General features: G+C 36.6%; 14 protein-coding genes and 1 pseudogene. 13 read left to right on the top strand and 2 right to left on the bottom strand.

The features are described from left to right. Nucleotides 1-18 precede the first annotated feature (18 nt). The 13 genes and pseudogenes from ABR189_RS15370 to ABR189_RS15310 all read left to right on the top strand — a co-directional run bounded on the left by ABR189_RS15370 (nucleotide 19) and on the right by ABR189_RS15310 (nucleotide 18,068). Nucleotides 19-1,098, top strand: a complete 1,080-nt coding sequence (locus ABR189_RS15370; RefSeq protein ID WP_354661402.1) for a Wzz/FepE/Etk N-terminal domain-containing protein — start codon at nucleotides 19-21, stop codon at nucleotides 1,096-1,098. 111 nt (nucleotides 1,099-1,209) lie between these two features. Continuing rightward, nucleotides 1,210-2,250: an NAD-dependent epimerase/dehydratase family protein gene (locus tag ABR189_RS15365; RefSeq protein ID WP_354661401.1), complete on the top strand. Its 1,041-nt coding sequence runs from the start codon at nucleotides 1,210-1,212 to the stop codon at nucleotides 2,248-2,250. Continuing rightward, nucleotides 2,247-3,788: a lipid II flippase MurJ gene (locus ABR189_RS15360; RefSeq protein ID WP_354661400.1), complete on the top strand. Its 1,542-nt coding sequence runs from the start codon at nucleotides 2,247-2,249 to the stop codon at nucleotides 3,786-3,788. Before ABR189_RS15365 ends, ABR189_RS15360 begins: the two co-directional genes overlap by 4 nt. After that, nucleotides 3,769-4,707, top strand: a complete 939-nt coding sequence (locus ABR189_RS15355) for a glycosyltransferase family 2 protein (protein ID WP_354661399.1) — start codon at nucleotides 3,769-3,771, stop codon at nucleotides 4,705-4,707. Before ABR189_RS15360 ends, ABR189_RS15355 begins: the two co-directional genes overlap by 20 nt. A 61-nt stretch (nucleotides 4,708-4,768) precedes the next feature. Next, nucleotides 4,769-5,764, top strand: a pseudogene (locus ABR189_RS15350) (glycosyltransferase family 2 protein); the annotation flags it as partial. Then, nucleotides 5,764-7,035 (top strand): hypothetical protein, encoded by a 1,272-nt coding sequence (locus ABR189_RS15345; protein ID WP_354661397.1) that lies wholly within the window; start codon nucleotides 5,764-5,766, stop codon nucleotides 7,033-7,035. The pseudogene ABR189_RS15350 and the gene ABR189_RS15345, both read left to right, overlap by 1 nt. Before the next feature lie 22 nt (nucleotides 7,036-7,057). Continuing rightward, nucleotides 7,058-8,269 (top strand): glycosyltransferase family 4 protein, encoded by a 1,212-nt coding sequence (locus ABR189_RS15340; RefSeq protein WP_354661396.1) that lies wholly within the window; start codon nucleotides 7,058-7,060, stop codon nucleotides 8,267-8,269. A gap of 121 nt (nucleotides 8,270-8,390) precedes the next feature. Next, nucleotides 8,391-9,992, top strand: a complete 1,602-nt coding sequence (locus ABR189_RS15335; RefSeq protein ID WP_354661395.1) for a right-handed parallel beta-helix repeat-containing protein — start codon at nucleotides 8,391-8,393, stop codon at nucleotides 9,990-9,992. Nucleotides 9,993-10,163: 171 nt separating this feature from the next. Beyond that, the gene (locus tag ABR189_RS15330; RefSeq protein WP_354661394.1) at nucleotides 10,164-10,970 is read left to right on the top strand and encodes a glycosyltransferase family 2 protein; all 807 of its coding nucleotides are present in this window, start codon (nucleotides 10,164-10,166) and stop codon (nucleotides 10,968-10,970) included. Between the two features lie 163 nt (nucleotides 10,971-11,133). Further along, complete coding sequence (locus tag ABR189_RS15325; protein ID WP_354661393.1) at nucleotides 11,134-12,720, top strand: hypothetical protein; 1,587 nt, start codon at nucleotides 11,134-11,136, stop codon at nucleotides 12,718-12,720. Between the two features lie 484 nt (nucleotides 12,721-13,204). Further along, nucleotides 13,205-15,106 carry an ABC-F family ATP-binding cassette domain-containing protein gene (locus ABR189_RS15320; protein WP_354661392.1) on the top strand — a complete coding sequence of 634 codons (1,902 nt, stop codon included), beginning with the start codon at nucleotides 13,205-13,207 and terminating at the stop codon, nucleotides 15,104-15,106. A gap of 272 nt (nucleotides 15,107-15,378) precedes the next feature. Further along, complete coding sequence (locus ABR189_RS15315; protein ID WP_354661391.1) at nucleotides 15,379-17,430, top strand: GDSL-type esterase/lipase family protein; 2,052 nt, start codon at nucleotides 15,379-15,381, stop codon at nucleotides 17,428-17,430. Between the two features lie 143 nt (nucleotides 17,431-17,573). Next, complete coding sequence (locus ABR189_RS15310; protein ID WP_354661390.1) at nucleotides 17,574-18,068, top strand: SecDF P1 head subdomain-containing protein; 495 nt, start codon at nucleotides 17,574-17,576, stop codon at nucleotides 18,066-18,068. Between the two features lie 67 nt (nucleotides 18,069-18,135). Here ABR189_RS15310 and gap read toward each other — a convergent pair whose 3' ends face one another. Together gap and ABR189_RS15300 are read right to left on the bottom strand one after the other, a co-directional pair. Continuing rightward, entirely contained in the window at nucleotides 18,136-19,143 is a 1,008-nt protein-coding gene (gap, locus tag ABR189_RS15305; RefSeq protein ID WP_354661389.1) for a type I glyceraldehyde-3-phosphate dehydrogenase, read from the bottom strand. Between the two features lie 166 nt (nucleotides 19,144-19,309). Continuing rightward, nucleotides 19,310-19,834: a nuclear transport factor 2 family protein gene (locus ABR189_RS15300; RefSeq protein WP_354661388.1), complete on the bottom strand. Its 525-nt coding sequence runs from the start codon at nucleotides 19,832-19,834 to the stop codon at nucleotides 19,310-19,312. Between the last annotated feature and the right edge of the window lie 75 nt (nucleotides 19,835-19,909).

Below are 19,909 nucleotides of genomic sequence, written 5' to 3'. Positions count from 1 at the left end.
AGCACAAAGAAAACTTACATGGAAGAAATGGGTAAAACTCCTGGTGCTAGTAAGGAAGTGGATGAGATATCCCTCAAGGAACTTATTTTAAAAATACAGGGATGCTGGAAATATGCATGGAGTAAATGGAAAGTAATTAGTTTTTTTTGTTTGCTTGGAGCAGCCATTGGCATTGCAATAGCTTTTATTGTAAGACCGAAATTTGAAGCAAGCGTCACCTTTGTAGTGGAAGATAATAATAGTAATCCATTAAGTGCATATATGGGGCTTGCCAGTCAGTTTGGTTTTGATTTAGGAGGAGGGAGCAATGGAATATTTCAAGGAGATAATGTTCTAGAGTTTTTAAAGTCTCGCGTAATGTTAGAGAGAACCTTACTTGCACCTGTTAGAATAAAAGGAGAAGATATAAGCCTGGCAGAACTCTACATTGATTTTAATAATCTTAGAAATAAATGGAAAGACGATTCTACTTTACTTGCAATTAAATACCCTCTTGGTCTTAACCGAAGTAAATTTTCATTATTACAGGACAGCCTACTTAATATAATTCAGGCAGATATTCTTAAAAAGAATTTGGATATTGATAAACCGGATAAAAAATTAAGTTTTATACGCGTAAGGTGTACTGCAGCTAATGAAATGTTTGCTAAAGTATTCGCAGAGCGGTTGGTTAAAGAAGCCACTGATTTTTATATTAATACTAAAATTCAAAGAACAAAGTCCAATGTGGATAGGCTACAGGAGCAAGCAGATTCATTAAAGATATTATTGGATCGAAAGACGTTTTCTGTCGCAGCATCACAAGATATGAATGTAAACCCTGCCAGACAAATAGCTGGAGTGAATACAGAGTTGATAATGAGGGATAAACTCGTTCTTCAAACTATGTATGGGGAAGTAGTTAAAAATCTAGAGCTTAGTAAGATTGCAATGTCTCAGGAAACTCCAGTAATTCAACTTGTTGATGGTCCGATCTTGCCATTGGAAAAAGTGAAAATTGGTAAACTAAAAGCATTAATAATAGGAGGTTTTTTAGGGGTATTAATTACTATTTTATGTTTGATTGTACGGAAGATGTACAATGAGATAATGTCCTGACAAGAGGGACATTTTTATGTACTGATCTTCTGTTAAAACAGTTCTATTGGTCTAATTTTGAGCTTTTGAATGAGGCTACATTGTCACTAAATATTAAACGATTTTTGTTAAATGAAGGTACTAATAACCGGAGCAGCTGGATTTATAGGATATCATCTGGTAAAGAAAATGTTGGACCTGGAGTTTGAAGTAATTGGCTTGGATAATGTCAATGATTTCTATGATGTAGATTTAAAATATGCCAGACTCCAAGAAACTGGAATCATGGCTTCACAGATTGAAGAGGGGAAATTTACCCAAAGTCGGACGTATCCTGCTTACAAATTTGTGAAGATGAGCATAGAGGACAAAATGGGGATGTCAGAATTATTTGCGAATGAACAATTTGGGGTCGTTTGTCATCTGGCTGCACAAGCAGGTGTGCGTTATTCATTAGAGAATCCCTTTGCCTATATTGATAGTAATCTTGTTGGGTTTGCTAATATACTGGAATGCTGTCGTCATAACCATGTTAAGCATCTGGTCTATGCAAGTTCAAGTAGTGTTTATGGGTTGAATGAAAAGGTGCCATTTTCCGAAGAAGACCGTGTTGACTACCCAATTAGTTTGTATGCAGCGACAAAGAAAGCAAATGAATTATTGGCGCATTCTTACAGTCACTTATATCGTATTCAATGTACTGGCCTACGTTTTTTTACAGTATACGGGCCATGGGGAAGACCTGATATGGCTCCGTTTTTATTTACCAGAGGGATTATTAATAAAGAGCCGATAAAGGTATTTAATAATGGAGATATGTTAAGGGATTTTACTTATATAGATGATTTGATAGAGGGAGTATTTCGTGTAATAAAACTTCCGTTTCCTGTTAACGAAGAAGCAACTTCTCCAACGGGTGCGCCATACCGGATCATGAATATAGGTAATTCCAAACCTATTAGGTTATCTGATTTTATTTCGTGTATTGAGGAGGCGACGGGAGTTCCGGCAGTTAAGCATATGTACCCAATGCAGCCCGGTGATGTGACAATTACCTATGCTGATACAAGTCTGTTAGAAAAGAATACAGGGTATCATCCTTCGACACCACTTTTTGATGGAGTGAACAAATATGTGGAATGGTTTAAGACATATTATACATTGCAAGGATGATATTACTAAGAGTTGAATCTTATAAAAGAGGGATTCTGATTTCTTCTGCACTTAATGTGATCAGTAAACTATTTACGTTTGGCTACACAGTAGTTATCGCTTACTATTTTGGAACTCAAGTAAAAACTGATATATACTTTTATGTAATTTCAACATTCACATTTTTAGCTCTTTTTTTTACTGCAATTGATTCCTCCGTTCTTATTGTAAAAGCAATGGAGTATCGGGAAAAGGTAAGCAAGGAAATGGCAATGAAGTTCTTAAATTTCTTTTTGTATTTCTTTTCATTGATTTGCTTGGTTATATCTTTTATTATAATATCTTTTCCTATTGAGATATTCAGTGCCTTTTCAAGGTTTGAACTGAAATTATTGAGCGAAAACAGAACAGTAGTTTTACTATCTGTCCCCTTTTTTTTCTTGACCGTAATTAATACATTTCTAACAGATATCCTTTTCTCATATAAGTTTTTCACGATCCCTTCAATTGCAGGATTGATTAATAGCATATTTATCTTACTCTTTATTATTTTGTTTCATAAAAGTTTAGATATTTCAAGTGTGCTTTTGGGGACTATATTTGCAAACCTCTTGAATCTAGTGCTACTTTGTTATTTGATGAAGAAACAATTGGGTTGGAGTTTCAAATATGAGAAGACAAAAATTGAAAAAGAGGTATGGAAAAATATCTTTTTTGCACAATGTGGAAATTTAGCTACTACTCTTGCAACTTATTTTCCATTGTTTTTATTAAGTGGGTTTAATGCTGGTGTAATTGCAGCATTGAATTATGGTAAAAGGATTGCTGATTTGCCAACCACTTTTATTACATCGCAGTTTTCTACTGTAGTAAATATTAAATTCAATGAATCATACTCTAAAGGTAATTTGGAAGAGTTAAATAATTCATATATAAGAACAATAAAATTGTTGCTCTTTATTATTACCCCTCTAGCTTCAATATCATTCATTTTTTCTGAAGAAATGATTTCAATACTTTATAGTAGAGGAGCTTTTGATAGTAAGGCGATTTCGGTAACGGCAGATTTTTTTAAATATTTTGTAATTATGCTTCCCTTTGTTTGTATGGATGCAATTAGTGCAAGACTATATGCAACTACTCAAACAATAAAATATTCATTTATTTATCAGATCATTGGAAATGTATTAAGGATTGTGCTTATATATGGGGGGTTGAAACAGTATGGCTACATAGGTTATCCCCTAGCAATGTTAAGTGTAAGCATTCTTAGTATTTTTATCTTTTATATCTATACCTTAAAGCTATTTCCTTTTATTGAGTATAAACGAGTCTTGAGATATCTTCTTGGCATTATTCTTTTCAATCTTGCAATAAGTATAGGCGTCAAATTTGCAACATCTCTTTTTAGTAATTGGTACGTAATTTTAGGAATTGGAATAACACTGTACTTTTTTTTGTTATTACTGCTTAATCATATTTTTCTAATTAATTCTGATATAAAGAATTTTATTTTGAACCTCTTGTTAATTAATAAAGATGGCGCTAACAAATCCTAGAGTTACTATAATGATTCCAACCTATAACCAGGCAAGTTTTATTTGCCGTGCTATAGAAAGTGCTTTGGCTCAGGATTATTTGAATTTGGAAATAATTGTTTCGGATGATTGTTCTTCTGATAATACAAGAGAAGTGGTCGCTGGTTATCTACACGATCAACGACTTAAATATTATAAAAATGAAATAAACATAGGACGTGTTGCAAACTATAAACATACACTAACAAACCTGGCTAGTGGTGAATGGGTAGTTAATCTTGATGGTGACGATTTTTATTGTGACAACACCTTTATAAGTTATGGAATTTCACGTATTCAATATTATAATAGCGAACGAATAATATTTATACAGACTGGACGAAAGCGTAAAGAATTTGATAGGTTAGACGAGAATGGTGAGGTTGATTTGCCAAATATTCTAAAGGAAGAATTGCTTTTGGATGGCAAAGACTACATCTTTAATTTTTTAAGCTATAAACATTTCTCCCATCTTACTACACTTTATAATAGAAGAAAAGCGATAGCAATAGATTTCTATAGATATAATATTGAATCATCTGATATGGAATCAATATTAAGATTGGCATTATATGGGGATGTATTACTATCAAAGCGAGTATCAGCTGTATGGGTAGGACATGAAAATAACACTATTAGAAAGAAAGGGTTACCGGATTTTGATAAGAATATGTTGTGGATTGATGGAGTATATAATGAAGCTAAGCACCTGGGAGCTGACTATGAAAAACTGTATAAATGGCGGAAAAAAATGATGATTCATTGGTTAATCATTATGTTGGATTGGGGTCGGAGAAGAGGTCAAATAAATTTGGTATTAAGATATTTATGGCGTAATCACAGATGGATTTTTCTTAATCGTACTCTATATGATAAGGCAATTAAAGCATTGTTGCGCTAATTAAATAAACTATTATCAATTTTAACAATATGATGATATGAAGATATATCCCATGGTTTCCGTTATAATCCCTTGCTTCAATTCAAGCATGTTTATGCGGGAGGCTATTGAATCAATTATGAATCAGTCTTATCCTGAATTGGAGATTCTCCTAATTGATGATGGCTCAACAGATAATACACTTGATATTATACAAGAGCTTTCTGCATTAGATGGCAGGATAAAGCTAGTTAGAAATGAACGGAATTTAAAATTAGTCAATACACTTAACAAGGGAATTTCTTTATGCAATGGTAAATATATTGCTAGAATGGATGCAGATGACATTGCTTGTCCGCTTCGAATTGAAAAACAAGTAGCGTATATGGAGACACATCCAGAGATTGGACTTCTTGGCTCATTTATAGAGGAATTTGATGATAAAAGAATTATAGGTAGAGGTATTCAACCTATTTCAGATGAAAGAATAAGAGCTTATATTTTTACTGCTTCAGCATTTTTTCATCCTGGTGTACTTATCAGAAGGGACGTTCTGTCTGCACATAATTTGCAGTACGAAGAACAGTTTACTATTGGCCAAGATCATGCATTATGGATCAATATGTTACAGCATACCAAAGCGGCTAATATTCCAGAAATCCTTTTGAGGTACAGAGTTAACGCTCAAAGCCTTACACAGGTTTCTAACAGAAACAGAAGCTCAAGGCGGGTGGTGCTTAAGGCTATTTACAGATCTGCGATTTCCAAGGCAGGGCTTCAGCTTTCTGATGAAGAATTATCTTTATATTCTTGCAGCATGGCAAAGCAGGATGTTATAGAAGTTGTAGATGCAGATGTTTCAGATCTAATTAAACTGTATGATAAGGTAATAAAATATGCAGTAAAAAACCAGGGCATTAATAGGAGTTATCTTAAAAAGTATCTGGCGATTAGGTTTATAGCATTCTTATTCTATACGAATGCAAAAAAGCGGCCATATCAAGTAGTTAAATCTATCTTTTCTTCCTATTTTTATGTAGGAATATATGCTTTTATTATGCGTAAATATCAGCTTTGATGTTTTTATTCCAAGTGATAATATCTTTCCTAATCATTTTTAACTTTCCAGTTCCAGTTGTATATAATTCTGCAATTGTATCGTTTTTACTGGCAAGCATATATTATTTTCTTACAAAAAAAAATGCAGTTTCCTATTTTTCATTAAAGTATAATGTGCATATACTAATAGGTTTGGGCATTGTGATCCTAGTTTCGACATTTCCTCCAATTCTGCATCTCACGTTTGATTTTGGGATATTAAAGGCATTTATTCTTCAATTTTCTCTACTTATTATATTGATTTATTGTTTACCAATTTTATTAGGGCCGCTAAAGGATAATACTAAATCAAACTTTAGGACTGCAGCCAAACTAATAGTCTGTATTTTTGTAATCCAATCAATTATTCAGGTTTTGGGTTTTATTTTTCCTCCTTTTGCAGATTTGATTCATTTTTTTCAAAAGGAATCTATTTCAAGAAGGGATTACGGAGGAATACGGGCACTTGCACTTTCCGGAAATCCTTTTTTTGACTTATCTACTGGCTACGCTGTTTGCTTTTTGATATATACCAAATTCATCATTGACATAGATCGGACCGAGATTAAAATTAAAAATATTTTATTTTTTTTGATTTTGATAATAGGAACTTTTTTTGCAGGGAGAACTGGATTTATAGGCTTGGGCTTAACATTAATAGCTATGATACTATATTTAAAACCCTTTACCTTTAAACTTTTTTCTTTCCTAAAAGTGCTTATTATTTCTCTTTTAGGTGTGCAAGTAGTTTTGTTATTATTGCCTTCTAATATACGTGAGCTATTATTTGATAAGCTATTGCCTTTTGCTTTCGAATTTTTGTACAGCTATCTGGACCAGGGGAGTATTACAACAGAATCGACTGATATTCTTTCGGAAATGTATTTTCCAATTAGTGTCCAGACATTTTTTTTCGGGGAGGGAAAGTACATTGGCCTCAATGGTAGTTATTATATGTATACTGATGCTGGTTACATGAGGCATATTCTATACTATGGTCTGATTGGACAGATAATATTGATTTTGTATCAGATGGTGTTTTTTTTAAAGCCATTGGGTATATGCATAAGATCAAGTTTTACAACTCAAAGATACAATGACTGCATCTTTTGGGGGGGACTGTTAGTTTTGTTATTCGTTTTACATTATAAAGGAGAAGTCATAGGGTTTATGCCAACTGTTGAATTAATGGTTTTATTGATTGGTGTGGGCTATCTAAAGGATGAAAGAAATAATATGTCTAATGATTAAGATAATACATATATCTGAAGGAATGGAGAAAGGAGGAGCAGAAATTGTATTTCGGAATACAATTAGCGTGCTTAATAGGGAAGAATATAAAAACAGATGTATAAATTATGTTGTTTCCAAAAAAGGGAAAAGCTCACTTAATGTTGATCTTGATCTTGCAACTTCTTCAGGAGCTGAAACTGTTTTAGGAAATATTTATTCTTGGAGAAATTTTAGGAAGCTAAAAAAATTCCTTTTTGAGATTCAGCCAGATATAATTCACTTGCAACATTACGCTAATCTATCTCCTGCAATTCTTCACGCCATATACGTGTATAAGAAAAAAAGAGCTGTCCGGGTGATTCAGACATTGCATACCTTTGAACGTGTATGTTCTAATTTTTCAGGATACGACTATCACCTCAATAAGCGTTGTATTGATTGTGCTAAGGATAAATACAGATATAAGATATTTTATAGGCATTGTAGTCGGGGAGGTATTCTTCATTCTTTGGGGAAAGGAATAACAGCTTTAATTGCTGACTTTTTTTATAATCGTGGAGTAATTGATAGTATAGTTGCACCCTCTGATTTCTTAAAGAATACACTGTCTTCGCGTATTAATGATACTAGTTCTATTCAAACTATTCGGAATCCCATTAGTGATACATTTTTAAAGCAAAGAGCATCGGTTGAGAAGAAAGAAGATTTGCTTGTTAGTTATGGCCGACTTTCAGAAGAGAAAAACTGGGATCTCTTAATAACTGCCTTGAGTGAATATAAGATGTTATACTTTAATGAACTTCCAATTAGGGTTAAACTGATTGGTGATGGTAAAGAAAGAGAATATTTAATCTCGCTTGCTCGGGAAAAAGGCGTTGATTTTATTGAGTTTATACCTTTTTTGAAACAAGCAGCCCTTATTTCAGAAATAAATAGTGCAAAAGTTGCTGTTTTGCCATCAAAATGCTATGAGAGTTTTTCATTATTCGTGATAGAGACTATAGCACTAAATATTCTACCTTTGGTGGCAGGACATGGGGGGATGTTGGAAGCAGTAGAGAGGTTTAAATGTGGTGTTACTTTTGCAAGTGATAATATGCAAAGCCTCGCGGAGCAAATTTATTATTGTATGAAAAGTTATAGCAAGTTGGATAAAAACTTTGTGGAAGCAAAGAAGGAAGTTGAAGCAGAACTCAATGAAAGGGAATATGCTCGAAAGTTATGGGAAGTATATGATTGTAAAATGGAATAATAATGATGAACATTCAATGAGTTTGTTGTAGAGTATGTAAGTAGTTGAATAGATTTTAGGTATTTAGTTTTTTATCAAGTTAAATCTCAATAAAATGTATTTCTACCAGTACTATTATTGTATGAAAAAGGCAATGGTTGCAATTGCAATCTGTTTAATTACTAGTTGTGTATTTGTAATGGAAGCTATAGCTGCTTCTAACATAATTAGAATGGATGTATATGCGAATGCTGTTAATAAGCATCCTGAAGAATTTTTGGGGAATGGAAATGAATTCATAAAAGATAGTGTATTGAGTGTGTTAAGTTTTGGAGCTCGTGGGGATGACAGTAGTGATGATCTCCCTGCTTTTCAGGCTTGTATTGACAGAGTTGCTGCTAATGGAGGCACATGCCTTATACCAGCGGGAAAATATATTATTAATGGAGATCTTTGGGTGAATTCTAATGTTAAGGTTAAAGGTGAGGGGGAAAAAAGCTTGTTAGTGTTTAAGAAGGGAACATTACGAATACTTAAGAATGGGTCAAAATCTTTTTATTATACGGAAAATTATAATAATGAAATAGTACCAAATGCTAAGGTCACTCAACTAAAAGAAGATGCGATAAAGGGAAGTTCGTTTTTGCAGTTAATAGATGCAAGTAATATTGTACCCGGGCAGCTTATATATGTATACAATAATAAAAAAGATAGTTGGACTATATTGGAAGATTCTAAAGCTAAAGATTCATGGAATTCTGAAGAGAACGAGATGGCGAGAAAAGAACTTTTTATCGTAAAGGAGAAGCGTGGAAATGTATTAACTCTTGATAGCCCATTAAAATTTTCATATAATGCTTCAGCAACAGTCGGACTGCAAGTAGGGGCAGAAAATGTAGTTATAAGTAATTTCGCTATAGATAATCAAACTGCGCCTTATGCTATTATGTTTGAGGAACCCAAAGAAGTAACGGCCGATAATCTTAATATAAAAGGAAGGGGGGGGATATTATTCAGCCATATGGCATATAAATGTTTAATTCGAGGGTGTGTCATCAACACTAGCGAAAATCGTGCAATTAATATAGAAAATTTTTCTAAAGAGAATAAGGTTATTAACAATACTGTGGATTATGTACGCGGTGGAGATGCAGCAATAATAATTCTAATGTCATCATCCAGCAATATTATCTCAGATAATAAAATAATTGGGCATGGTGTAGGTAGTTCAAATGAGGGGGGGATTTTTATTCACGCACTGTGTTATGATAATAAAGTGTTTAAAAATACAATAATTGGAACAGCAGAAGGTGTAGGGGCTTATTTCGGAGCCTTTGAAAATGAGTTTTACAATAATACCATTAAACAAGTACGAGTTGGTTTAGTGAGTTTTCATTCGAGGAACAATACTTTTAATAAAAATGATATCCAGATACAAACTAGTAGAAAAGGAAATGCAATAGGGGCATTAGTATTTGAATCAAGTGGCATAAATGTCACTAATAATAACATTGCAGGGGATATGGTGTTTGGGATACAATTACAATCAAGTGAAAACCATAATATTTCATATAATGATATCCAGGGGATATCTGATGATAAATATTCTTTTGGAATAAAGGTAATAAATGGGGGGGATAAAAAAATGGTTAACGCAAGATTGAATGCTGGAAAAGAAGGAGATACAAATGGAGTGCAGAATAATAAAATTAGTAAGGTTAAATTTAAAATCGGGACGAATTAGTTTCGAGATACAACTGATTACATTTTTCAATCAATAATGACGGTTAATAATAATTCAGTTATTGATACTTTGTAAGTTTATGAGCAATCTTTCCTATTGTTCTTTTTAAGATAGGGTAAGTATTTACGGTCAGGAGTTTAAAAGAGTTTTGAAATTAATATTGTTAATGAAATGAATGTGTTAGTTTCCATAATTACGCCAATGTTTAATGTTCAAAATTTTTTATCAGAAACATTAGAATCTGTAATAGCACAGACTTATGATAATTGGGAGCTAATAGCTGTAGATGATTGTTCAATGGATAATACTTTAGAACTTGCAAGACAGTTTGAAAGCCGGGATGCAAGAATAAAGGTTGTAAAAGCGCCAATGAATGGTGGTGCTGCTGCAGCTCGAAATATTGGAACTAAAATAGCTAAAGGAAACTTTATAGCCTTTTTGGATAGTGATGATACTTGGGAGAAAAACAAGTTGGAAAAGCAGATTAAGAAGATGCAGGAAACTAATGCAGTTTTTTCTTTTACAGCTTACAGTATTATTGATGAATCTGGTAATTTCATAAAGACTTTAAAAACTCCTTCTCATACCAACTATAAAAAATTGCTAAGAGGCTGTGATATTGGTTGTTTAACAGTTATCTACAATGTAGATAAACTAGGAAAACATTATTTTCTAGAGCCTATTTCAGAGGATTATTATTCAGGATTGCCTGAGGCCATTTTGCGAAGATGGGGTAGAGAGGATTATGTATTGTGGCTGGAAATTGCCAAGAATTGTGAAGGAGAAAAAAGTATGCTTGGGATAGAAGAACCTCTGGCATTTTACCGTAGAAGGAATGGAGGAATCTCTTCTGATAAAAAAAGAGCTGCATGGTATCAGTGGTTAGTATATAGACGGGTGGAGCGACTTAGTATTTCAGCTTCAATCATCAACTTTATATTTTATACTATAAATGGATTTAAAAAACATTATTTGTAAGTTTATATAATTTGGTATTAATGATATAAGATGCTGTTTTGCAGTATTGAGATCTTATATTAATAATATAGAAGATTATTTCCAATCAATTTAATATACTACATATCGGAAGTATATTTATGGTCAAATTACATTGTTAATCGGATCACCAAATACTTATTTAATGAAGCATATTTTAATGCTATCAGCAGTTTTACTGCTATCCATTGTAACCAGTGCCCAGGAAAAACTCCCGGTTATTGCTCCTTACCACTCCCAGAATATCAGGGAACTGTATATGGATACCGTTAATCATCATACGGCATTGGGCCCCATCCTCCATGAGGACACAAGTACCATATATACTAATCCTGATACCACTAAACGTAGTTTGCTATACAGGAAACTCTTCAGGGAACATTTATTAGAGTTCAGAAATGAGGATTATAATGTATTTATTGACTTTTTGCCTGATTTTCAGATCGGTAAAACCCGTAATGGCAGCAAAAACACCTGGTTAAATACAAGAGGAGCAAGAATACAGGCCAATATTGGAAAGAATTTTTATTTTGAATCCTCTTTTTATGAAAATCAAGGCGTGTTTCCGTACTACCTGGATAGCTATATCCGAAATCAAAGGGTAGTGCCAGGTCAGGGAGAGGTGAAGGACTACAACAAAGGCAAAGGGTTTGATTACAACTATGCCTCAGCATTATTATCCTTCACCCCTAATAAGTATCTCAATGTTACAATGGGATACGGGCAAAATATGATAGGAGATGGCTACCGCTCTCTATTGTTGTCAGATATTTCTTTTAGCTATCCATATTTAAAAGTAACAGGAACTCTCGGAAATGTGCAATATACCTCCATGTGGGCCCAGTTTATGGACTTACACAGCAAGGATTTCTCTCAGGCATACCGTGATATGGGGTATATTAAAAAATGGGGTGTTTTCCACTTCCTGGATTGGAATGTAAGCAAAAAGTTGACAATAGGATTATTTGATGCGGTTATCTGGCCTGATGCTGACTCTACCGGACGTAAAAGAGGATTTGACTGGAGTTATATGAATCCTATCATTTATCTCCGCCCGGCCGAGTTCTCCGCCGGGTCATCAGATAATGCCCTGGTAGGGATGAACCTGAAGTATAAAATGTTACCGAAAACTACTATTTACGGGCAATTATTACTGGATGAATTTAAGCTGAAAGAATTTTTTGGAGGCAAAGGCTGGTGGGCAAATAAATGGTCCACCCAACTTGGATTCCGCTCTTTTGATGTGTTCAAAGTAAATAAATTAGACCTGCAGGGAGAGTTTAACCTGGTAAGGCCTTTTACTTATTCCTATAATACCACTCTCATTAATTATGAACACTACAATCAGTCGCTGGCACACCCCTTAGGTGCAAATTTTTATGAAGTGCTGGGCATTGCTACTTATCGCTTAAAGCGCTGGTATGCCAGGGGAGAGTTAATGTATTCCCAGTATGGCTTGGATCCTGATGCAAAAACAAGTTATGGGGGAGATATCTCGAAATCTTATGACCTCCGGGCAAAAGATTATGGCAATAAAATAGCTCAAGGTATCAAAACAGATCTGTTGTATGCACAAGGTACAGTGGCATATGTACTTAATCCTAAGTACAACCTTCGTTTGGAAATGTCATTAGCTGGCCGGCAGGTGAAAAATGATATAGGTAAAAGTACAGACCTCATTTTCAGCTTTGGATTGAGAAGCTCCTTCCGTCAACTCTACTATGATTTTTAAAGCAATTATTAGCTATACAAGGAAGCCCTCCGCGCAGACGGAGGGCTTTTTTTGCGTTATTGGGAATAAGGGGAACAAGATCAAAAATGGATAAAGGCCGATCCCATCTACTAGCTGTAGTTATATATGAGCCTATATTACAGCTACTTGTATACTTAAAGCAGGCAAGTAGCCGCCAATACAGATAACAAACAGGATAATGACTGTTTCATTGGTAAGGGAGATATTAAAACCTTTTAGATCTTTCTTTTTGTGCGGTGCTACACAGATACTACACTGCCTGAAACAGTGCTCTGAAAGGTTTTACTATAGGATATTCTTATGTGCAATCTACCTGGATACCTATGATAGGATTAATCATATAAATATCTGGTATAAATGCGTTATTGAATGTACAAAAAAAAGTAATAAGTTCCCCGTTTTTATTCAATATTCTTAATGGGATTCCCACTTTTAATTAAAATTATCCTTTTAACTTCGCCGGATGCATTATGTAACGGTTGAAGGATTAACAAAATCCTATGGCGTTAAGCCATTATTTAATAATATTTCTTTTCATATAGAAGAAGGGGATAAAATTGCGCTGGTGGCACTGAATGGCACTGGTAAATCTACTTTGCTGCGTATTTTATGCGGAAAAGAGACCCCTGACGAAGGGAAAGTATGGATCCACAAAGGCGTAACTGTTGTAATGCTTGACCAGCAGGCTGATTTTGATATGTCAAAATCGGTAATTGAAAACATTTTTGACCACTCCCACCCAGTATTGAATGCCATTAAAGAATATGAACTGCTAACTGATGAAGAAGGCCCGGAACCTGACGTGGATAAACTGTCAGAGGCGATCACCAGGATGGATGATCTGAATGCCTGGCACTTTGATACCAAAGTGAAGCAAATCCTGGGAAAGCTGAATATACACCACCTGGACCGTATCATGAGTACGTTATCAGGAGGGCAGCAAAAGCGGGTGGCATTAGCTAAAGTGTTGATAGACATAGGTTTTGAGCATAAGCATACCCTGCTGATCATGGATGAACCTACCAACCACCTGGATGTAGCCATGATTGAATGGTTGGAAAATTACCTGGACCAGGAAAAGGTAACCCTGCTGCTGGTAACGCACGACCGCTATTTCCTGGATAACGTATGTAATGAGATCCTGGAAATTGATCAGGAACAACTCTTTGTATATAAAGGTGATTACCTGAATTACCTGGAAAAAAAGGCGGCCAGGGAAGAAAGTGAAAGAGCCAGTGTGGAAAAAGCCCGGAATACCTTCCGGAAAGAGCTGGAATGGATGAGGAAACAACCCAAAGCCCGTACCACCAAATCCAAATCCCGGATTGATGCCTTTTATGATGTGAAGGAAAAAGCTACAACCAGATTGCAAAACCAGCAACTGGAGCTGAATGTGAAAATGTCCCGATTGGGAGGGAAGATCCTGGAATTAAAAAAAGTATACAAGTCTTTTGGCAATCTGGTGATTACCAAGGGATTTGACTATACATTCGCAAAAGGAGAACGGATTGGGATAGTGGGCAAAAACGGGGTGGGTAAATCTACCTTTATAAATATGCTACTGGGTCTGGAACAGCCCGATTCCGGCAAAATCAATGTTGGGGAAACGATTATTTTCGGTGATTATTCGCAGCAGGGGCTGGTGGTTAAGGAGGATATGAGGATTATTGAGTTTGTAAAGAATATTGCGGAAAATTTCCCCCTGGCGGATGGTACTAAAGTGAGTGCTGCCCAGTTCCTGGAATTATTCCTCTTTCCCCCGGAAAAACAGTATACCTACATTTCCAAGCTTAGTGGAGGAGAGAAAAGGCGGTTGCACCTGTTATCTATACTATTCCGTAACCCTAACTTCCTGGTACTGGATGAGCCTACCAATGACCTTGATTTGCCGACGCTGAGTATCCTGGAGAATTTCCTGCTGGATTACCAGGGCTGTATCATTATCGTTAGCCATGACCGTTACTTTATGGATAAGCTGGTGGATCACCTGTTTGTATTTGAAGGAAATGGGGAAATAAGGGATTTTCCTGGCAACTATACCCAATACCGTGAGTGGGAGAAAGATCAGGACAGAGAGAGGGCAGATAGCAAAAAAGAAGTAAAACCGGTAGAAAAGCCCATAGAAGCGCCTGTTCAGCAAGTAGCAGAAAATAAAACCCGTAAACTGTCTTTTAAGGAAAAACGGGAAATTGAATTACTGGAACAGGAAATTGAAAAGCTGGAAGCAGAAAAGAAAGATATTGAAACAAAACTGGCCAGCGGAGAAATTGCTTTTGATAAACTGGAACCGCTTACACTCCGGATCGGCGAGATTATACAACTATTGGATGAAAAAGGAATGCGTTGGCTGGAGTTAAGTGAATAACATATTTGATTAGTTTAAATATGAAAAACAGGCGGTGCTCGTAGAGCATCGCCTGTTTTTCGTTTAGCCTTATCGGAAATGACCATTTTAATAAGATAAGGAGGTTATACAAGAAATTGCATATATTTACCACCTTATACCGAGAATGTATATCCCTGTAGTTGTTCTTAAGTTAGTTCTTCATGAGAAAAATATTGTTGCTGATTTTTTTTTCAGCGTTTAGCCTATGTGTATATGCACAAGTTTGTAAAAACCCATATCGTGTAGTAATAATGGGGTCATCCACAGCAGAAGGATATGGTGCCACGTTTAAAAAAGGATGGGCTCAGCTATACTTTGATGAATATTTGAAAGGACTCAATCCTGCGAGCGAACTAATCAATATAGCTAAGTACGGTTATACCACCTACCATCTTAGTGAGAATGATTTTGTTCCGCCCGCAGGCCGGCCATTACCTGACCCAGCATACAATATCACCAAGGCGCTCTCTTATAAGCCAGATGTAATTATTATTAATCTGGGAAGTAATGATCCTGCCAACAATATCCCGCTTTCAGAGCAGCAGGATAATTACAAAAGAATTGTAGCGCTTGCCAATGCCCAGGGGGTACAAGTGTGGGTTACTACCACACAACCAAGAAGAGGGTTGAATACTACGCAGGTGCAGTTACTTACCGGAATACGCGATTGGATCCTTACTTACTTTGGTGATAAGTCAATAAATTTCTGGAATGGCATTGCCACCCCAAAAGATTCTTTGTTACAGCAATATGATAGTGGGGATGGGGTGCACCTGAATAATGATGGACACCGGTTATTATTTAACAGGGTAGTGGCGGCTGGTGTAGTGGAAACATTATGTAAAGAAGAAATTGCATTGACAGCTTTTACAGTAAAGCCGGTAGAAGATAAACTACAACTGGACTGGTCCACGGGCAAAGAAAAAAACATGGCCCAGTTTATTATTGAAAGAAGTACCGATTCGTTGAATTGGAAACAATTAGGACAGGTGGCTGCAGTGGGAAATGCTGTTACGACTAGCACTTATACCTACAAGGATACCGAAATCTTATCCCAGGCAGTGTATTACCGTCTGAACATGGAAGCACAGAATGGTAATCGCTCTTATAGTAAAGGCGTAAAAGGAATTCCGGACACCTTATATACCAAACCTTTCCGGTTAGCTTCCTTTACGGTTACTCCCCAGCAGGATAAATTGCAACTGGATTGGTCTACGAGTATAGAAAAAAATATGCTGCAATTTATTATAGAACGGAGTGCGGATTCGCTGGATTGGAAAAAGATAGGCCAGGTAGCAGCAGTAGGAAATGCTGGCAAAACCAGTACCTATAAATTTACAGATAATGAAGTACAATCTAAGCCCATGTACTACCGGTTGAACATAGAAGGGAAAAATGGATTGCACCATTATAGTGATGGTGTAAAAGGAATTCCGGATACCTTGTATACCAAACCTTTCCGGTTAGCTTCCTTTATGGTTACTCCCCAGGAGGATAAACTGCAACTGGATTGGTCTACGAGTATAGAAAAAAATATGTTGCAATTTATTATAGAACGGAGTGCGGATTCATTGAATTGGAAAAAGTTAGGACAAGTAGCAGCAGTAGGAAATGCCACCAAAACCAGCACCTATAAGTTTACGGATACTGAAATACAAACAAAGGCCGTTTATTACCGGCTAAATATAGAAGGGAAGAACGGATTACATCATTATAGTGATGGTGTAAAAGGCATTCCGGATACTTTGTATACCATACCATTTCGCTTAACCTCATTTAATGTTACGCCTAAACAAAATAAGCTGGAACTACAGTGGGCTACCAGGGCTGAGAAGGATATGAAAGAATATACCGTGGAACGCAGCCTGGACAAACTGGTATGGGTAAAAGCCGGGGTAATACCAGCTGCCGGTACTTCTAATGTAAACAAAGCCTATTCTTTTGCGGATGATATTCCCAAGGCCATATATGTATACTACCGCTTGAACATGTCTGATAAACAAGGCCGTAAATTTTATAGTGATACTTTGCAGGCGTCAGGACTTATTACAGGAATTCCTGGTGTACCTGATGAGGCATCAGCTGTACGTATTACTCCTAACCCGGTAATTAGCCAGTTCCAGATTGATCAGCTTTCAGGATATGTACATCAGGTAAAAATATATAATCAATCAGGAGCATTGGTATATGTAAAGCAGGACTATCAGAGAGGAAATAGTATTAATGTAAGCACATTACCTGCCGGATTGTACATGGTTGTAATAGACGATGGTAAATACAGGCTTAAGCTGATGAAAATGTAAGAAAGTTGATGCTGAAAATATGAATGGGATAGTTGCCTGAAGGATAATTATCCCATTCTTATTTCAGGTAATAAAAATCGCTTTGGTAAATCCTGTAAACAGCCTCAAAACCCCTATCTTTGAAACCATAAAGATGGTTTTACATGAGGTGTTTTAAGTGCATTGCAGGCATTGGGTTATTGCTTTTAGGAAGCACTATTTGCCTGCAGGCCCAATCAAAGGAAAAGGCGCCTTCCGGTATCTATACCGTGGTAAGAAAGAGCACTTATGTTTTTAAAGACAGGATATCAGGCAAAAGGATATATGTAGCTACCACCCCTGATATTAATGTGAGTTATATAGAAAAAGTAAGTAGTGAAACCGATGTGAATGGGCTGCCGGCGTTAGTCATGAAAATGGATGCTGAGGGAAAGGAAAAGCTTACTGCGTTTACTACCCGTATGAAGGGCAAACAAGCTGCTATTATCGTAAACAACAGATTGCTGATGGCCCCTACAATTACCAGCCCTATATCTGGTGGCCGCTTATCGATCAGAGGCGGCTTTACACTTACAGAGGTAAATGACCTGAAAAATGCGCTGCAAAAAGAAATGGATAGCGTAAAACAATTACAAATCCCGACTCGCTCGCTGCAATAACAGTATGAGAAGATATTTATACCCCCTGGTGGTGAGCAACATCCGCTCATCACCAGGGGGTATAGTTTTATACGCTTTGTTGAAGTGTTTTAATACGCGCTATCAGGTCGGCCATACGACTGGAATAACCATATTCGTTGTCATACCAACCCACTACTTTTACTAATCCGCCCACAACAGAAGTTAAAGGCGCATCAAAAGTGCAGGAATAAGTGTTGCCCAATATATCTACTGATACAATAGGATCTGTGGTATACTTTAAAATCCCTTTCAGAAAACCGTCCGCAGCTTGTTTAAAGACCATGTTTATCTCCTCCACTGTGGTAGGTTTGCTTAGGGTACAGGTGAAGTCAGTGAGTGAACCATTTAATACAGGTACCCGGATACCTGCTCCGCCGATTTTGCCATCCAGGTGTGGGAATATGGTAGTAACTGCTTTAGCTGCTCCGGTGGTAGTAGGTATGATGGAGGCAGAAGCGGCACGGGCACGACGTAAGTCCTTGTGGGGGGCATCGTGTAGGCTTTGGTCTCCTGTCATGGAATGTACAGTGGTGATATACCCGTCTAATACTCCCCAATTATCATCCAGCACTTTTAGCATAGGGGCTACGTTGTTGGTAGTGCACGACGCATTGGAAAGAATAGGGGAGAGCAAGTCTATCTGATGGTCATTTACACCTAAAACTACGGTGGGGATATCCTTTTCAGAGGAGGGGGCTGATAATATCACCTGTTTGGCCCCAGCGTTGATATGCATGGCTGCTTTAGCACGGGTGGTAAACTTACCGGTAGATTCAATCGCTATGTCTACCTGTAATGCTTTCCAGGGTAGCTGTTCCGGCGAAGGAAAGGATAATACCGGAATGTGATGTCCATCTATCACCAGTACATTGTCATTTTCAACGGTTACTTCCCCTGGGTATATACCATGTATGGAGTCATATTTAAATAAGTGTGCAAGTGTAGCCGCGTCTGTCAGGTCATTGATAGCTACTACCGATATCCCCTCCTTAGTGAGTAACCTGCGCAGGGTGATTCTTCCTATACGGCCAAAGCCGTTTATTGCTACTCTCATGGTGCTATTGTCAATTTTGTAGATGCAAATCTACTTCAATTATCAAATACGGTAAGGTTTTCACTTTGGCCCGACCAGAGTAGGAAGAATTAGCAGGACAGATAATCAGCCATCAATTGAATAAGGGGGAGCCGCTTGGTTCCCCCTTAACAAATAGTAATGATATTTATTTCCCCCAGAAATCATCTTCCTGATTAAGGTCTGCTGAATAGACCTTAGCGTTTGTTATTTTACCATTTTCTACGGTGTATACATCAATGTTATCTACGTTTAATATTTTTCCGGTAGGCTGCGCTGCATTCCAGTGAATAAGACAGGCTACGCTGTTGCCATTAACCGCCACTACCTGAATGTTGGTCAAAGCGAGGGTATTGGCGGCCACTTCAAACATGCCTCCTACCATTTGGAATACTTCCGTAATGTTCTTCTTGGTGCCTGAAAAGCGGTTATTTCCTGGTTGTTCCCATTGTACTTCCGGGTGCAGTAAAGTGCCCAGCTTTTCAGTATTACCTTGTTGAACTGCGGTTAAAAAAGTAGTCACTACATTGATTGCCTGATTTTCCATTTTTTCTGTTTTTAAGTGGTGAATATTGATTGGATGATTTATTACGGCTGTTTCTTTTACCTGCTGTGCATCACTTGTTGAGATAAGTGTAACCAGTAATGCCACGGAAAATAGTATCGCTTTCATGGTGTTTTATTTTACTGTAAAATTACCGGAGGGCAGTGCCAGTGGAGTTATCTTAACACGACAAACAATTACCAT

Origin of the sequence: Chitinophaga sp. H8 (assembly GCF_040567655.1) — a bacterium.
Taxonomy (GTDB): domain Bacteria; phylum Bacteroidota; class Bacteroidia; order Chitinophagales; family Chitinophagaceae; genus Chitinophaga; species Chitinophaga defluvii.
This window is presented reverse-complemented; position numbering and strand designations above follow the sequence as displayed.

Bases quoted from the DNA above. Each gene is read 5' to 3' on its own strand.
- gap (WP_354661389.1), bottom strand. From the start codon at position 19,143: ATGAGAGTAGCAATAAACGGCTTTGGCCGTATAGGAAGAATCACCCTG.
- ABR189_RS15310 (WP_354661390.1), top strand. From the start codon at position 17,574: ATGAGGTGTTTTAAGTGCATTGCAGGCATTGGGTTATTGCTTTTAGGA.
- ABR189_RS15355 (WP_354661399.1), top strand. From the start codon at position 3,769: ATGGCGCTAACAAATCCTAGAGTTACTATAATGATTCCAACCTATAAC.
- ABR189_RS15335 (WP_354661395.1), top strand. From the start codon at position 8,391: ATGAAAAAGGCAATGGTTGCAATTGCAATCTGTTTAATTACTAGTTGT.
- ABR189_RS15360 (WP_354661400.1), top strand. From the start codon at position 2,247: ATGATATTACTAAGAGTTGAATCTTATAAAAGAGGGATTCTGATTTCT.
- ABR189_RS15330 (WP_354661394.1), top strand. From the start codon at position 10,164: ATGAATGTGTTAGTTTCCATAATTACGCCAATGTTTAATGTTCAAAAT.
- ABR189_RS15340 (WP_354661396.1), top strand. From the start codon at position 7,058: ATGGAGAAAGGAGGAGCAGAAATTGTATTTCGGAATACAATTAGCGTG.
- ABR189_RS15345 (WP_354661397.1), top strand. From the start codon at position 5,764: ATGTTTTTATTCCAAGTGATAATATCTTTCCTAATCATTTTTAACTTT.
- ABR189_RS15370 (WP_354661402.1), top strand. From the start codon at position 19: ATGGAAGAAATGGGTAAAACTCCTGGTGCTAGTAAGGAAGTGGATGAG.
- ABR189_RS15315 (WP_354661391.1), top strand. From the start codon at position 15,379: ATGGGGTCATCCACAGCAGAAGGATATGGTGCCACGTTTAAAAAAGGA.
- ABR189_RS15300 (WP_354661388.1), bottom strand. From the start codon at position 19,834: ATGAAAGCGATACTATTTTCCGTGGCATTACTGGTTACACTTATCTCA.
- ABR189_RS15365 (WP_354661401.1), top strand. From the start codon at position 1,210: ATGAAGGTACTAATAACCGGAGCAGCTGGATTTATAGGATATCATCTG.
- ABR189_RS15325 (WP_354661393.1), top strand. From the start codon at position 11,134: ATGAAGCATATTTTAATGCTATCAGCAGTTTTACTGCTATCCATTGTA.
- ABR189_RS15320 (WP_354661392.1), top strand. From the start codon at position 13,205: ATGCATTATGTAACGGTTGAAGGATTAACAAAATCCTATGGCGTTAAG.